The 14,754-nt window shown below is 58.1% G+C and carries 13 protein-coding genes; 5 read left to right on the top strand and 8 right to left on the bottom strand.

The window, feature by feature from the left end; translation table 11 throughout:
- Positions 1–2: 2 nt before the first annotated feature.
- Complete coding sequence (locus tag FMN52_RS06880) at positions 3–998, top strand: branched-chain amino acid ABC transporter permease (protein WP_148607943.1); 996 nt, start codon at positions 3–5, stop codon at positions 996–998.
- Between the two features lie 83 nt (positions 999–1,081).
- Here the strand turns inward: FMN52_RS06880 and FMN52_RS06875 are convergent, their stop codons facing one another.
- Positions 1,082–1,609 (bottom strand): hypothetical protein, encoded by a 528-nt coding sequence (locus FMN52_RS06875; protein ID WP_148607942.1) that lies wholly within the window; start codon positions 1,607–1,609, stop codon positions 1,082–1,084.
- 8 nt (positions 1,610–1,617) lie between these two features.
- Positions 1,618–2,262, bottom strand: coding sequence for a hypothetical protein (locus FMN52_RS06870; RefSeq protein ID WP_162525027.1), 645 nt, complete (start codon positions 2,260–2,262; stop codon positions 1,618–1,620).
- A gap of 258 nt (positions 2,263–2,520) precedes the next feature.
- Between FMN52_RS06870 and FMN52_RS06865 the strand changes: the two genes are divergently transcribed.
- Both FMN52_RS06865 and FMN52_RS06860 read left to right on the top strand, forming a co-directional pair.
- Positions 2,521–3,678, top strand: a complete 1,158-nt coding sequence (locus FMN52_RS06865; protein WP_240339410.1) for an efflux RND transporter periplasmic adaptor subunit — start codon at positions 2,521–2,523, stop codon at positions 3,676–3,678.
- The gene (locus FMN52_RS06860; RefSeq protein WP_148607939.1) at positions 3,675–6,779 is read left to right on the top strand and encodes a multidrug efflux RND transporter permease subunit; all 3,105 of its coding nucleotides are present in this window, start codon (positions 3,675–3,677) and stop codon (positions 6,777–6,779) included. Before FMN52_RS06865 ends, FMN52_RS06860 begins: the two co-directional genes overlap by 4 nt.
- A gap of 12 nt (positions 6,780–6,791) precedes the next feature.
- Here FMN52_RS06860 and FMN52_RS06855 read toward each other — a convergent pair whose 3' ends face one another.
- The gene (locus FMN52_RS06855; RefSeq protein ID WP_148607938.1) at positions 6,792–7,565 is read right to left on the bottom strand and encodes a class III extradiol ring-cleavage dioxygenase; all 774 of its coding nucleotides are present in this window, start codon (positions 7,563–7,565) and stop codon (positions 6,792–6,794) included.
- A gap of 26 nt (positions 7,566–7,591) precedes the next feature.
- Positions 7,592–8,032 carry a DoxX family protein gene (locus FMN52_RS06850; RefSeq protein ID WP_014576415.1) on the bottom strand — a complete coding sequence of 147 codons (441 nt, stop codon included), beginning with the start codon at positions 8,030–8,032 and terminating at the stop codon, positions 7,592–7,594.
- Positions 8,033–8,136: 104 nt separating this feature from the next.
- Between FMN52_RS06850 and FMN52_RS06845 the strand changes: the two genes are divergently transcribed.
- The gene (locus FMN52_RS06845) at positions 8,137–9,027 is read left to right on the top strand and encodes a LysR family transcriptional regulator (protein WP_148607937.1); all 891 of its coding nucleotides are present in this window, start codon (positions 8,137–8,139) and stop codon (positions 9,025–9,027) included.
- A 24-nt stretch (positions 9,028–9,051) separates the two neighbouring features.
- On the opposite strand, the gene FMN52_RS06840 is transcribed toward FMN52_RS06845, so the two are convergent.
- The 4 genes from FMN52_RS06840 to FMN52_RS06825 are packed head-to-tail and all read right to left on the bottom strand — an operon-like array spanning position 9,052 to position 13,034.
- Positions 9,052–9,843 carry an ABC transporter permease subunit gene (locus FMN52_RS06840; protein WP_205424919.1) on the bottom strand — a complete coding sequence of 264 codons (792 nt, stop codon included), beginning with the start codon at positions 9,841–9,843 and terminating at the stop codon, positions 9,052–9,054.
- Positions 9,844–9,871: 28 nt separating this feature from the next.
- Positions 9,872–10,801 carry an ABC transporter permease subunit gene (locus FMN52_RS06835; protein WP_148607935.1) on the bottom strand — a complete coding sequence of 310 codons (930 nt, stop codon included), beginning with the start codon at positions 10,799–10,801 and terminating at the stop codon, positions 9,872–9,874.
- Positions 10,802–10,805: 4 nt separating this feature from the next.
- On the bottom strand, positions 10,806–11,924 hold the full coding sequence (gene potA / locus FMN52_RS06830) for a polyamine ABC transporter ATP-binding protein (protein WP_148607934.1): 1,119 nt from the start codon (positions 11,922–11,924) through the stop codon (positions 10,806–10,808).
- A 3-nt stretch (positions 11,925–11,927) separates the two neighbouring features.
- Entirely contained in the window at positions 11,928–13,034 is a 1,107-nt protein-coding gene (locus FMN52_RS06825; RefSeq protein WP_148607933.1) for a polyamine ABC transporter substrate-binding protein, read from the bottom strand.
- Positions 13,035–13,363: 329 nt separating this feature from the next.
- Here FMN52_RS06825 and FMN52_RS06820 point away from each other — a divergent pair, with 329 nt between their 5' ends.
- Entirely contained in the window at positions 13,364–14,728 is a 1,365-nt protein-coding gene (locus tag FMN52_RS06820; RefSeq protein ID WP_148607932.1) for a glutamine synthetase family protein, read from the top strand.
- Positions 14,729–14,754 lie beyond the last annotated feature (26 nt).

Below are 14,754 nucleotides of genomic sequence, written 5' to 3'. Positions count from 1 at the left end.
ACATGAATCAGCCAGTCAATTCCGCCGACATTCACAAGGCTATCGTTCAGGAACAGGCTGCTCAGGACCGAAAGAAACTGATTCTGAATGGTGTGCTGCTGCTCATTCTGCTCGCTGCACCGTTCATGATCTATCCGGTCTTCCTGATGAAGATCCTGTGTTTCGCGCTTTTTGCGGTGGCGTTCAACCTCTTGTTCGGGTTCACCGGCCTGCTGTCATTCGGCCATGCAGCTTTCCTGGCCACAGGTGGCTATACCACCGGGTACCTGCTCAGTAATTACAGCGGGCTCAGCACGGAGATGGGCATCATCGCCGGTACACTGGCGGCCACGGTGCTCGGCACAGGCTTTGCCTTGCTGTCAATTCGTCGCCAAGGCATCTACTTCGCGATGGTCACCCTGGCGCTTGCGCAGCTTGTCTTCTTCTTCTTCGTCCAGTCCGAGTTCACGGGCGGTGAAGACGGTATGCACGGCATTCCCCGCGGCGAGTTGTTGGGCTTCATCAATCTCGAAGACAACCTGAACATGTATTACTTTGTTCTGGCGGTGTTCATCGCCTGCTACCTGTTGGTGCAGCGTATTGTCGGTAGTCCGTTCGGCCAGGTGCTGAAGGCCATCAAGCAGAACGAACCCCGTGCCGTCTCCCTGGGTTACAACGTGGACCGCTACAAGGTGTTGGCATTCGTGATTTCAGCAGCACTGGCAGGGCTTGCCGGCTCAATGAAGTCCGTAGTCTTCCAGTTGGCCTCCCTGAACGATGCCCACTGGCATATGTCGGGCGAGGTTATCCTGATGACTCTGGTGGGCGGTATGGGAACACTGCTCGGCCCGGTGGTCGGCGCCACCTTTGTGGTGAATATCGAGTACCAGCTGTCTCAGGGTGCGCTGCGTGATTGGGTGGATCCGATTCTTGGTGGCATCTTCGTGCTCACCGTTCTGGCATTCCGCAGCGGGATCGTGGGTGAGATCCAGAAGTTTGTGAAGAAGAATTTGGGCTGAAACGTTTTCTGCCCCTCAAAACCAAAAGGGCCACCTCTCACGGTGGCCCTTTTGCGTTTTATGGCAGGCTTGCGGTTAGTCGGCTACAGCTCAGCCAGACGACTGGGTGTTCCAACATAAACATAAACTGCGGAATCCCCGCGGAAAGCCACCCTGTGAACCGACACATTCGGTGTGCCCTTTTCTGAAGAGCTGAATCTGGTCATCATACCCGCATTCTCGCCATCCCGAGTCCTCTCGCCTTCCTGGCTTGTCCAGCTATCTCCGAGGCACTGTCCCATCCAGTTTACGGCTGTGTTGTACCTTGTGGTGGCAACTTCGTCGTTGGGAGTATTGCCGGAGCAGACATAGGCGCTATCGTCATTCGCCCAGCTCCAGATTTCGCAGTCTCCCCGTATCAGCTGTTCCTTTGCGTTGTAGACAGTAACCGAGCGGAGGCTGTTTGCACCGCCCCGGTATTGTTCGAACCCCGATGGATAGTCAGCAATGATTCCTTTCAGTGAAGCGCAGGGATCCTCGACCCCCAGCGACAGCGTGTCCTGAAAGGAGCATCCCGCCAGGGACACTCCCAGCATTACGGCAGCAAAATTCGCGGTCTTGCGGATGGTCATGTGTTGTCTCATTCAGTGAAAGATTTTTGAAGCTCTCGCACGGCTACGCGGGCAAACTCCCGGGCCGCCTGTTCGAGCGAGTTGGGATCAATGGTGCTGGAAAACATTTGCCAGATCGCCTTGCCAGAGTCCGTATCGAACAGTGTTGTCCTCAGAATGTATTCGGTGGATTCCTCGTAATGGTCCGGAATTGTCATGGTTTCCATATAGGTGACGGAAGCAAGAGCACCAATATGTGTGGTTACTGGGTTATAGACAACCTGGTTGGGCACATACTCAATCTGACGATTTTTTCTAACTAGTGAGACGGTTAAAACACCATCGGCAGTCTGTGTTTGCAAGCGCTCTATTACTTTCTCCTTCAGTGCGGCTGAATCTTCCCACGGAAGGGAGGGTGCCGGGCCGTAGGGTTCAGCCTCGAATCCGTCGGAACGGAGCTGGGATACAAGCGCGGATTCCATCAGAGTCCTGCTGCTTTCTTTCGGACTGATTGCCAACACCAGCAGATTTCTGGGCGCATCGGAAACGTCCGGAGCTTTACTGATACTTTTCACCTCCGGGCCTGATGAGGCGCAACCACCAAGAAACAAAGCAGCAAAGACAATCATGAGTAAGGGACGAAGGTGAATCGGCAGTGTCATTGGCAGGTCCATTTGTAAGGCGTCCATGGATGGAACGGTTTTACCCCGTTCCGGCTTTATCTAGACCAAATATAGCAAACTTTTAACGTCATCTATTGGTTTCCCGAAACCGGACAAGACCGGCTTTATCCGGGTTGAGAAAAATTGAATCTTCAATGGCCTGCCATAAGGGTGTTGTCTAATCTAAGTGCGGGTGTTTGCTATTCCGGCTGGGAACCATTTATTCAGGGAGAAGACATAATGCTGTTTTTGGCGAGATGGAAAGCAGGTTTGAAGAATGGGGCAGTTCTCCTTCTGGTTTGGGCCTCAATTGCCCAGACAGGCTGCTCTGAGCCTCAGGAAATAAAACAAACCAACCCCGTCGCCGTCTCTGTGGTGGTGCTTGATGCCACCGAAATCCGGCCTTCTCGGGAGTTTGTTGCCAGAACGGCTGCTTCTGCCAAAGCCGATATCACGCCGCGCATTGAAGCGGAAATCCGGGAGATTCTTTTCACCGAGGGGGCGAGAGTCAGCCAGGGCGAACTCCTGATCAGGCTTGAGGACACTCGCGCGAGCGCTGATCTTCAGCAGGCGGATGCTGAACTGGCCGCCGCCCGCGCTGAACTGGATTCCGCAACCCGAAACCTCAAGCGCGGAGAGGAAGTGTCGGGAAAAGGCTTCCTGTCTGCCGCGGACCTGGACAAACTCAAAGACCGGTTCAGTGCTGCGGAAAGCCGCCTGCAGGCCGCTCAGGCGACAGTTCAGAAAGCGGATACCAATCTGGAGTATGCAGAAATACGGGCCCCTTTTGATGGCTGGATTGGGCGGCTGAACTACGACGTGGGCGCTGTGGTAAGTCCCGCCACCGGGCCCATAACATCGGTTCTGGTGACGGACCCTGTCTACGTCGAATTCCAGGTTAACGAAGCTGATTTTGTCAGCTTCCGCCGGAGGGGCACTGAATCCGCCGAGGCGTTTTCGAAGTCTTTGGGGCTTTATCTGACGCTGCCAGATGGCGAACGCTATGAGCAGGCGGGTGTACTGGATTTCGCCGATGTGCAAACGGACGCCAGCACAGGCACCGTTGCGATGCGAGCGGTCTTCCCCAATCCTGATGCGGTACTCGTGCCAGGCCTCTATGTAACACTCCGGGTTGAGGGGCAGTCAGGCGAGGCCCGGGTGCTTGTCCCTCAGGTAGCGGTTCAGGAGACCATTGAAGGAAAGTTTGTTCTGGCAGTTGATGACCAGAATCAGGTTGCCCAGCGCTTTATCCAGACCGGTGCCCGGGAAGGAGCGCTGCTGGTGGTCAATTCGGGGCTGGAAACCGGTGATCGGGTGATTGTGGAAGGCCTGCAGAAAGTCCGGCCCGGGGTCACGGTCAGTGCTGTTCAAAAGCAGATTGATCCGCAAACAGGAGCGCTCATCCAGACGGGTGAGGCGAGCCAATGATCAGCCGGGTTTTTATCCATCGACCGAAGTTCGCGTTTGTTGTTTCCATCCTGATTACCCTGGCCGGGCTACTGGCGTTACGCATTCTACCGGTCAACATGTATCCGGACATGGCTCCGCCCCAGATCCAGGTGAACGCCTCGCTCCCCGGGGCCAGCTCCCAGGTGGTGGAGGAGGCGGTTATCCGGCCGGTAGAGCAGCAGCTGAACGGGGTGGAGGGCATGATTTACATCGAGTCCACGGCCTCCAGTGATGGCACAGCCAAGATCACGATTACCTTCGAGAGCGGGACCGATACAGACATTGCTCAGGTAAACGTCCAGAACCGAGTTGCCCTGGCAGAACCGTTTTTGCCCGACGAAGTCCGGAGGCAAGGTGTGGTGGTCAGCAAACAGGCCGGAAACATGCTGCTGGGTATCAACCTGACCTCCGAGCGACCGGATCTGGATGGCGTGTTTCTCAGCAACTATGCCTCCAACAACCTTGTCGAAGCCCTTGGTCGAGTGCCGGGGGTCGGGTCGGCGGAAGTGATGGGAGCAAAGGACTACAGTATGCGAGTCTGGCTGGACCCCCGCCGGATGGCCTCACTGGATGTGACTGTCACAGAGGTCGCAGCTGCGCTTCGTGAGCAGAATCAGATTGTCGCGGCGGGCAAACTCGGCCAGCCGCCAGTGCCCGAGGGCCAACAGTTTGTCTACAGTATCCAGACCCGGGAACGGCTGTCAGATCCTGAAGAGTTTGCCCAGACCATTCTCCGCTCAAGGCCGGATGGCGGCTTTGTGCGCCTCAGGGACGTTGGGCGTATCGAACTGGGTTCACGCTCCTATACGTCGACCGCGAAACTGAACAACCAGGACACGGCATTCCTGGTGATTTACCAACTTCCCGACGCCAATGCGCTGGAGGTGGCTGAGCGGGTAAAAACGCTGGTTGAAGAAGCCTCTGTCAGTTTTCCGGAGGGCGTGAAACACACCGTACTGTACGACACCACGGAATTCATCAGCCGCTCCATCAGTGAAGTCATCGTTACCCTGTTCCAGGCTGTCGGCCTGGTGATCCTGGTGGTGTTCCTGTTCCTGCAGAACTGGCGGGCCACGTTGATTCCCAGTATTGCCATCCCGGTCTCTCTCATTGGCACCTTTGCAGTTATGTCGGTGCTTGGCTACTCCATCAATACCATCACGCTGTTCGGGCTGGTTCTGGCGATCGGCATTGTGGTGGATGACGCCATCGTGGTTATCGAGAACGTAGAGCGCATCCTTGTCGAGGAGAAGCTGCCGATACGCGAGGCGGTCACCAAGGCGATGGCGGAAGTCACGGGGCCGGTAATTGCCACCACGCTGGTATTGCTGGCCGTGTTCGTGCCAGTTGCGTTCATGCCCGGAATAACCGGCAAGTTATACCAGCAGTTTTCGGTCACCATTTCGGTGGCGGTGATCATCTCCTCAATCAACGCGCTCACCCTGAGCCCGGCCCTGTGCGTTGCGCTGCTTGGCAGAAGCGGCGACAAGGCCATTGGCTGGCTGCGACCTTTCGAGGTGCTGATCACACGGACAACCAGTGGTTACTCGAAGCTTGTGGTGCAACTCCTGCGCAAAGGGGCGCTGGTTGGAGTGACCCTGGTGGTGATCCTGTTTGCCGGAGCTGGCCTGTTCAAATCAGTGCCCTCGGCATTCGTGCCGCCGGAAGATCAGGGCTTCCTGTTTGTGGATGTGCAGTTGCCCGATGCTGCTTCCCTGGAGCGCACCGAAGCCGTGCTCGGCAAAGTAACCGGCATGGTTCTAGAGGATCCGGCAGTGACTGATTTCATTACGGTGTCGGGGTTCTCATTACTGGGAGGGGCTAACACGAACAACGGCCTTGGGATTGTCATGCTCAAAGACTGGGAAGAGAGGGAAGAGGCCAGTCTTGGCCTCGGCGCGGTGATTCCACGGCTGTATTCCAGGCTCTGGACCATCCCCGAGGCACAGGTGATGGTTTTCAACCCGCCACCAATTCCAGGGCTGGGAACCTCTTCCGGCTTCGACTTCCGCCTTCAGGATAATCAGGGCAGGGACGTCTCGGAGCTGGCGCAGGTTATGAATGGCCTCATCTACGAGGCCAACCAGCGTGAAGCGCTTTCCCGGGTATACAGCACCTACCGCGCGAACATTCCGCAGTACCTGCTGGAAGTCGAGAGGAACAAGGCCAAGGCTCTGGGTATTGAGCTCTCCGATATCTTCTCTACCCTGCAAACCCAGCTCGGCTCGCTCTACGTGAATGACTTCACCCGGTTCGGCAAGAATTATCGAGTGCTTCTGCAGGCCGAAGGCGAGTTCCGGCAGCGCCCAGAGGACCTCTCTTATTACTTTGTCCGCAACCGGGATGGCGACATGGTACCGCTGACGACGCTGGCCTCGCTCAAGCCTGTGCTCGGGCCTTCAAGCATCCAGCATTTCAACCTGAAGCGCTCGGTAACCATCTCCGGGGAGGCGGCAGCCGGCTTTGCCAGTGGCGATGCCATAGCGGCCATGGAAGAGCTGTCACAGAGCCTGCCGCAAGGGTATGAATTCAGCTGGGCGGGTCAGAGTCTGCAGGAAATACAGGCGGGTAACCTGGCGGCAGTGATCTTCCTGCTGGCTCTGGTGTTCGTGTACCTGTTCCTGGTGGCTCAATACGAAAGCTGGACCCTTCCGGTGGCGGTGCTCGGTGCCGTGCCATTGGCCCTTGCCGGCGCCATGGCCGGGCTCTGGTTGGTGGGGCTGGCGAACAATATTTACGCCCAGGTGGGCCTGGTACTGCTGATCGGGCTCTCCACCAAAACGGCCATTCTGATTGTGGAGTTCGCGATGCAGTTGCGCCAGTCTGGCTTGTCCACCGCGGAGGCGGCCCAGAAAGCGGCGGTACTGCGGTTTCGGGCGGTGTTGATGACCGCACTGTCGTTTGTGCTTGGCGTACTACCGCTGGTCTTTGCCAGCGGCGCCGGGGCGGCAAGTCGGGTGAGCCTTGGTATCACCGTTCTCAGTGGCATGGTTGCCGCCACGGTCCTGGGCACATTGCTGGTCCCGGTATTTTACAAATGGATCCAGTCTGTTCGGGACCGCCGCCAACCGGCGGCCTAGTTCGCTGGCAGTTCAGGCCGAATGCTGAAAAACAAAGGCATCCATGGCCAGAACACCGTGTTCGATCCCGCCATCAATCAGCACGCCGGGTTGCTGCTCTCCGGCCGCACCGGCAGCCACCAACAGAGGCAGGAAATGCTCGGTGGTGGGATGCGCCCGTTGAGCGTGTGGGGCTTTCTCCAGCGTTGCGATCAGCTGTTGGTGATCGCCGGCTTTCACTTTTGCACGAACCCAGTCGGTGAACTCCTGCGCATAGACGGAGGTGTTCTCGTCACCCCACCGAACTTCATACAGATTATGGGTAAGGCTTCCCGATCCTACGATGAGCACACCCTCATGTTCGAGCGGCTGCAATGTCTGACCCAGATGCCAGGCAGACGCAGGGTCAAGATTGGCGGGCATTGAGACCTGAAACACCGGAACCGAGTGATCGGGGAAAAGGTGCATCAGGGGAACCCAGGCCCCGTGATCCAGCCCCCGGGTCCCGTCTGCTCTGGCGCTCCAGCCCCCAGCTTCCAGCAACGACAGGGCGGTGCGCGCCAGGTCCGGGTGTCCGGATGCCGGATACTCAAGATCATAGAGTTCGGCTGGAAAACCGCGAAAATCGTGAATAGTCTCGGGTGTTCCGGAAACGCCTACCCGGATTTCCGGCGTCATCCAGTGGGGTGAAACCACCAGCACAGCTTCGGGCGTGATAAGGCGTTTGCCCAGCTCCGTCAGGGCCGGGCCAGCCAGGCCCGGCTCCAGTGCGAAGGTGGGAGCGCCGTGGGAAACAAACAGACTCATGATTGCTCCTCCGGGTTGCGGTGGTGTTATCTGGCTGCAATCGCGCGATCAATGGACGCGCGGCCTGCGCCGCTGAACACCAGGGATACGGATACGGCGAGCAAAGCCAGGCCAAACTCGTACCCATTGTTGCTCATGAACAGGCCGTTGCCGATATGAACGCTGAAAATAGCGATCAGCATGGCGAATGCCAGTACCGCGCTGGCAGGGCGAACCAGCAGGCCGATGATCAGAGCCAGGCCACCAAAGAATTCCGCACCGCCGGCTAACAGGGCCATCAGGTAGCCGGGACTCAGCCCGATGGAATCCATCCATTGTCCTGTACCTTCCAGCCCATAGCCGCCAAACCAGCCGAACAGTTTCTGGGCACCATGGGCGGCGAAAATGATACCGACAGGGATCCGGAGGGCCAAAGCGCCCCAGCCTGCGTCAGTGGCGATCAGTTTGTTCAGGAATGCGTTGTTCATGATGAATCTCCTTAGGTGTGTTTCGAACATGCGAATACTTTACAAATATCAATAAACGGGATAAACGTAGCTTTAATGAATTAACTGTTCCGGAATTTGAGACAATGGATCGATTGCTGGAGATGCAGACGTTCTGCACCGTGGTTGAGGCTGGAAGCTTCGTGGCTGCGTCGGAGAATCTGGGGATGTCCAAGGCCGCTGTCTCGCGTTATGTCAGCGAACTGGAAAGTCGTCTCGGGGTTCGGCTGCTGCAGCGGACCACCCGCCGCCTGTCGCTGACGGGGGAGGGCGAAGTGTTCTATGTCCGGTGCCGGGAGTTACTGGCTGGCGTTGAGGAGGCAGAGGCGGAAATTACTTCCCGCAATGATGTCGCACGGGGCACGCTCAGGGTGAACGCGCCGGTCAGCTTCGGGATCAGCCACCTGGCGCCTTTGTGGGGAGAATTCCACGCCCGCTACCCGGACGTGGAGCTGTCGATCGATCTATCAGACCGGCTGGTGGACATTGTTGAGGAAGGCTTTGATATGGCCATCCGCATTGCCACCCTGCAAAGCTCCACGCTGGTCAGCCGACGGATCACCTCTACCCGGCTCATTGCCTGTGCCTCGCCGGATTACATTGCCAACTATGGTTCCCCTGTTAAGCCGGTAGATCTGGCCAGCCACAGGATCATCGGCTATAGCAACTTCACCACCGGCAACGACTGGCCCTTTGAAGGCCCCGACGGCGCCACCAGTGTCCGCGTGAGGCCATGGATGTACGCCAATAACGGTGAAACCTGCTGCGCCGCCGCCGTGGCCGGGCAGGGCATCGTTCTGCAGCCCGGTTTTCTGGTACATAAAGACCTGGAAGCCGGGCGGCTGGTGGAACTGATGCTTGACTACCGTTCCACCGAGCTTGGCGTTTACGCCGTCTATCCAACCCGCAAGTTCGTCACTCCCAAAGTCCGGGCGCTGGTTGATTACCTTGTTTCCGCCTTTCCCGACGCGCTGTAAGGCCACAGGCGTGGCCTAAGCACGCTAGGCGTCCGGTGTTTGCAGGCGCTTCCGTTCGGCGCGGCGCATCAGGTACCAGGCGATAAACGCAATCAGCGAGACGGCCAAAATGATCAGTGTGGCCAGCGCATTGATCTTCGGCGAAACCCCCATCCGCACGGAGGAAAACACAACCATCGGCAGCGTTGTCGCACCCGGCCCGGAAACGAAGCTGGCAATAACCAGATCATCCAGGGACAGGGTAAACGCCAGCAGCCAGCCCGACACCAGCGCCGGTGCAATCACCGGCAAGGTGATGACAAAGAAGGTTTTCAGGGGCGTGCAGCCCAGATCCATGGCCGCCTCCTCGATGGAGCGGTCCACTTCCTGCAACCGGGCCGACACCACCACCGCCACATAGGCACTGCAGAAGGTGGTGTGGGCGATCCAGATGGTCGCCATGCCACGGTCCACCGGCCAGCCGATGGTCTGGGCCATTTGCACGAACAACAGCAGTAGCGACAGGCCCGTGATCACCTCCGGCATAACCAGCGGCGCGGTAATCATGCTGACCAGCAGAGTGCGCCCGCGCATCTTCTTGAACCGGGTGATCGCGAACGCACACAGCGTGCCCAGACACACCGCCATGCTGGCGGAGTAGAAGGCAATCCGCAGGCTCATCCACACCGCCGACAGAATCTGCTCATCCCGGAACAGCTCGCCATACCAGTGCGTCGAGAAACCGGCCCACACCGACACCAGCCGGGACGCATTGAATGAATACACGATCAGCACGAACATCGGCAGATACAGGAACAACAGGCCGAGAACCAGCATGACCTTCGAGAAACTGATCGAACGGGGCTTAACCACGCTTTTCCATCTCCCGGGCCTGGAACCGATGGAACAGCAAAATGGGCACCAGCAAAAGTAACAGCATGGCAATCGCCAGGGCCGATGCCACCGGCCAGTCGCGGTTGTTGAAGAACTCCTCCCACAACACCTTGCCGATCATCAGCGTATCCGGCCCTCCCAGTAGTTCCGGAATTACGAATTCTCCCACCGCCGGGATAAACACCAGCATGGAGCCCGCCAGAATACCGGCCTTCGACAGTGGCAGGGTAATGGCCCAGAAGGTGGTCAGGCTGCGGCAGCCCAGGTCTGATGCCGCTTCCAGCAGCCGCACGTCCAGTTTCACCAGGTTGGTGTAGATGGGCAGCACCATGAATGGCAGGTAGGCGTAAACAATGCCCAGCACCACCGCGAAGTTGGTGTTCAGCATTTTCAGGGGCTGGTCAATCAGACCCAGCCACATCAGAAAACTGTTCAGCAGCCCCTGATTGCCAAGGATGCCCATCCACGCATAGACACGGATCAGGAACGAGGTCCAGGACGGCAGCATCACCATCAACAGCAGCACCAGTTGCCAGTGCTTCGGCGCCCGCGCCATGGCGTAGGCCATGGGGTAGCCAATTAGCAGGCACACAACGGTGGCCAGGAACGCCGTTTTCACCGACCCCCAATAGGCAGCGAAATAGAGGCTGTCCGAAAGCAGGAACAGGTAGTTGCCAATATTCACCATCACCGAGAGGGTGTTGTCCACCCACCGGAATACGGGCTCGTAAGGGGGAATGGCCATCACCGCCGAGGTCAGGCTGATCTTCAGCACCAGCGCAAAAGGCAGGAGGAAGAACAGCAGCAACCACAGGAACGGGATACCGAACACCACCCGGCGATTGAACAGGACTGAACGCACCGGCTCGGTCAGAGTGGCGGGTAAAAGTTTCCGTCTCATTGGCTCAATTCCAGAGCAGGATGGGGCTGGAGGCTTCCCAGGATACGAATACCCTGTCGCCCCAGGTTGGCCGCTCACCACGGCGTTCGACGTTCGCCATGGTGGCCTGAACACGTTTGCCGCTGGCCAGCTTCACGTAGTAGGACGTGATGTCGCCCAGGTAGGCAATATTGTCCACTGTACCGCAGCTCCAGTTGTGCTCGCCGTCTGGTTTGTCAGAGGTGAGATAGATCTTCTCCGGACGCAGGGCCACAAGTGTTGCGGTGCTTTCCGCCGGGGTGGTCACGCCGCGATCTATAAATACTGGGGCGTCCAGCAGGTCGCTGGTCAACGTAACGCTGTCAGCCTCGTCTTCCCGGATGTGGGCCTCGAAAATGTTCACCGAGCCAATGAACTCCGCAGTCATGCGGCTGTTCGGGCTTTCGTAGATGTCGATCGGCGAGCCGATCTGGGCAATGCGGCCCTGGGCCATGATCGCTATCCGGCTGGCCATGGTCATGGCTTCTTCCTGGTCATGGGTCACCATCAGGCAGGTGGCGCCCACGTTTTCCAGGATTTCCACCAGTTCCAGCTGCATTTCAGTGCGCAGCTTCTTGTCCAGGGCACCCATGGGCTCGTCCAGCAACAGCAGCTTGGGACGCTTGGCCAGTGAGCGGGCCAGGGCAACGCGTTGTTGCTGACCACCAGACAGTTGCTGGGGCTTGCGCCGGGCATAGGGTTCCATCTTGACCAGCTTAAGCATGGCGGCCACACGGTCGCGAATTTCGCTCTTGGGCAGCTTGTCCTGTTTCAGACCCATGGCAATGTTCTGCTCCACTGTCATGTGCGGGAACAGGGCGTAGGACTGGAACATCATGTTGGTCGGGCGCAGGAACGGGGGCAGGCTGGTAACGTCCTGGCCGTCGAGCACGATGGTGCCGTTGTTGGGCGTTTCAAAACCAGCGAGCATGCGCAGCAGGGTGGACTTGCCGGAACCGGAACCACCCAGCAGGGCGAAAATCTCGCCCTTGTGGATGTCCAGGTTCACATTGTCCACGGCCAGCGTGCCATCAAAGCTTTTGGAAATGCCCCGAATGCTGAGTAACACCTCCGCTTGCGCGGAGGTGTTGTTGACGTTTTCCACCGCTTAGCGACCAGACTTCACGTTGGTCCAGGTGCGGGTCATCAGACGCTGTGCGTCCTGAGGCCGGCCTTCCATGATGTACAGCTTCTTCATCACTTCATCCGTGGGGTAGATGCTGGTGTCGCCCAGAATCTCCGGATCAACAAATTCGTTGGCCGGCTTGTTCGGGTTGGCGTACCACACGTAGTTGGTCACGTCCGCGATGATCTCCGGACGCATCAGGAAGTTCATCAGCTTGTGGGCGTTCTCCACATTCGGCGCGCCGGCCGGGATGGTCATCATGTCGAACCACAGCACCGCACCCTCTTTGGGAATGGTGTAGCGGATCACGTTGCCGTTCTCGGCTTCCTCGGCGCGGGCAGCGGCCTGCAGGATGTCGCCGGAGTAACCGGCAGCCACACACAGATCACCGTTGGCCAGGTCGCCAATATAACGGGACGAGTGGAAGTAGGTGATGTTGGGGCGAATGGCCTTGATCACCTCACCACCTTTCTTGATGTCGTCGGCGTTGTTGCTGTTCGGGTCCAGGCCGATATAGGCCATGGCGGCCCGCACCATCTCTTCACCCGAATCCAGCATGGCAATACCGCAGCCGCCGGCGGCAAGTTTGCCGGTGACTTCAGGATCGAATACAAGGGCCCAGGAATCGGTGGGGGCGTTGTCACCCAGGATCTCAAGGATGCGGCCCTCGTTGTAGCCATAGCCGTTGGTGCCCCAGAGATAGGGCAGGGCGAACTGGCTACCCGGGTCAACCTTTTCAAGGTCGTCCATCAGATCCGGGTTCAGGTTGCTCATGTTCGGCAACTTGCTGTGGTCCAGCGCCACGAAGGCGTTGGCAGAAATCTGCTTGGCCACGTAGTGGTTGGATGGCACAACAAGATCGTAGCCGGAACGACCGGAAAGTAGGGCAGCTTCGAGGATCTCGTTACTGTCGTAAACGTCGTAGATGACCTTGATGCCGGTTTCTTCCGTGAACTTCGCCAGGGTGTCCTCAGCGATGTAATCGGACCAGTTGTAGACACGCACTTCCTCAGCTGCAAACGCGGAGGAGGCACACAGAGACAACGCAACAGAGGCGGCCAGCGCCTGTGGCTTACACAACTTCAACATTGGATGATGTCCCTCACTCAAAAGGGATTAATACAAAACGTGCAGGACGCACGCAGTGTTGTGCAGGTCTGCTGAGGGTGGCCGCAGTTGGCAAGGGGTGCCGCCTTTTGACTCCTTTAAGGCTTGTCCTGGAAACGGCGGTGGGGAACCTGCCGAATTCTCGCGATATGTATCATGAGATGCAGGGTTGCGCTATAAAAATTTTACTCCACGAATCAGTGCATTTGCTTATCTTGCCAAACACCCGGGAAACCGGGATAAAGGAGTGTTTAAACCCCTGCGCCGGCTCCTCGGCACCAGGCCTGTTTGCGTTGTGTAAGGCTTTCCCTATGGCTTCTGGTTCTACGAGTGCCGACTCGTTCCTTCAGGCACACCCCGAACTGCAGTTTGTTGATCTGCTGATCCCGGATATGAATGGCATTGTTCGCGGCAAGCGGGTGGATCCGTCTGCGCTGGCGAAGGTCTTTGAGCGTGGCGTGGCCATGCCGGCTTCCATCTTTGCCCTGAACATCCAGGGCACCACGGTGGAAGAAACCGGGCTGGGTCTGGATATCGGCGAGGCAGACCGTGTGTGCCTGCCTATCGAGAATACTCTCACCATGGAACCCTGGCAGAAACGTCCCACCGCGCAACTGCTGCTGACCATGTATGAGCTGGACCGTGAGACACCGTTTTTCGCGGATCCAAGGGTGGTATTGCAGGACATCGTCAAGCGCTTCGAGGAACTGGGGCTAACTCCCGTGGCGGCCTTTGAGCTGGAGTTTTACCTGATCGACCAGGAAAACCTCGCCGGTCGCCCTCAGCCACCCAAGTCACCCATCTCTGGCAAGCGCCCGGCGGGCACGCAAGCCTATTCCATTGATGACCTGGACGAGTACGCGGAATTCCTGGCGGATGTGCTGGATGCGGCCCACGAGCAGGAACTGCCGGCAGATGCGCTGGTAGCCGAGTCGGCACCCGGGCAGTTTGAAGTCAACCTGCACTATGTCGACGACGCTGTGCAGGCTTGTGATCACGCAACCCTGCTCAAGCGGCTGATCAAGAACATGGCTTACGACCATGAAATGGACACCACGTTCATGGCCAAGCCCTACCATAACCAGGCCGGCAGCGGCATGCACCTGCACGTGAGCCTGGTGGACGGCGAGGGTCGTAACGTGTTCGCCGGGGAAGCAGAGCAGCCCAACGACATGCTGCGCTGGGCTGTGGGCGGGCTGGTGGCCACCATGAACGATGCCATGGCGTTGTTCTGCCCGAACATCAATTCCTACCGGCGGTTCAGTCCGGAGTATTACGTTCCCAGCGCTGCCACGTGGGGCGTCGACAACCGTACTGCCTCACTCCGGCTGCCGGGCGGTGATCCCGAAGCCCTGCGTATTGAACACCGGGTAGCGGGTGCCGATGCCAACCCGTATCTTCTGATGGCCGCCGTGCTGGCGGGCATTCATTACGGGATCTCCAACAGGATCGAGCCACCGCCGGTCACAGTTGGTAATGCCCATGAGCAGCACGAGGCGTCGCTGGTGAATAACCTGAGGGATGCCCTGCGGGAACTGGGCCAGTCGAAGGTGATGGCCGATTATCTCGGCAGTCAGTTTCTGGATGTGTTTGTGGCCTGCAAGGAGCATGAGCTGAATGAATTCGAGATGACCATCTCCGATCTCGAATATCTCTGGTACCTGCACACGGTCTGATCAATTCCGGGATAAAAAACGGCGCC

The sequence above is a fragment of the Marinobacter sp. BW6 genome (assembly GCF_008107725.1).
In the GTDB taxonomy this organism is placed as follows: Bacteria; Pseudomonadota; Gammaproteobacteria; order Pseudomonadales; family Oleiphilaceae; genus Marinobacter.
This window is presented reverse-complemented; position numbering and strand designations above follow the sequence as displayed.

Excerpts from the sequence above, each read along its gene's own strand:
- FMN52_RS06880 (WP_148607943.1), top strand. The coding sequence starts at position 3 with ATGAATCAGCCAGTCAATTCCGCCGACATTCACAAGGCTATCGTTCAG.
- FMN52_RS06875 (WP_148607942.1), bottom strand. The coding sequence starts at position 1,609 with ATGACCATCCGCAAGACCGCGAATTTTGCTGCCGTAATGCTGGGAGTG.
- FMN52_RS06870 (WP_162525027.1), bottom strand. The coding sequence starts at position 2,262 with ATGGACCTGCCAATGACACTGCCGATTCACCTTCGTCCCTTACTCATG.
- FMN52_RS06860 (WP_148607939.1), top strand. The coding sequence starts at position 3,675 with ATGATCAGCCGGGTTTTTATCCATCGACCGAAGTTCGCGTTTGTTGTT.
- FMN52_RS06855 (WP_148607938.1), bottom strand. The coding sequence starts at position 7,565 with ATGAGTCTGTTTGTTTCCCACGGCGCTCCCACCTTCGCACTGGAGCCG.
- FMN52_RS06850 (WP_014576415.1), bottom strand. The coding sequence starts at position 8,032 with ATGAACAACGCATTCCTGAACAAACTGATCGCCACTGACGCAGGCTGG.
- FMN52_RS06845 (WP_148607937.1), top strand. The coding sequence starts at position 8,137 with ATGGATCGATTGCTGGAGATGCAGACGTTCTGCACCGTGGTTGAGGCT.
- FMN52_RS06840 (WP_205424919.1), bottom strand. The coding sequence starts at position 9,843 with ATGCTGGTTCTCGGCCTGTTGTTCCTGTATCTGCCGATGTTCGTGCTG.
- FMN52_RS06835 (WP_148607935.1), bottom strand. The coding sequence starts at position 10,801 with ATGAGACGGAAACTTTTACCCGCCACTCTGACCGAGCCGGTGCGTTCA.
- FMN52_RS06825 (WP_148607933.1), bottom strand. The coding sequence starts at position 13,034 with ATGTTGAAGTTGTGTAAGCCACAGGCGCTGGCCGCCTCTGTTGCGTTG.
- FMN52_RS06820 (WP_148607932.1), top strand. The coding sequence starts at position 13,364 with ATGGCTTCTGGTTCTACGAGTGCCGACTCGTTCCTTCAGGCACACCCC.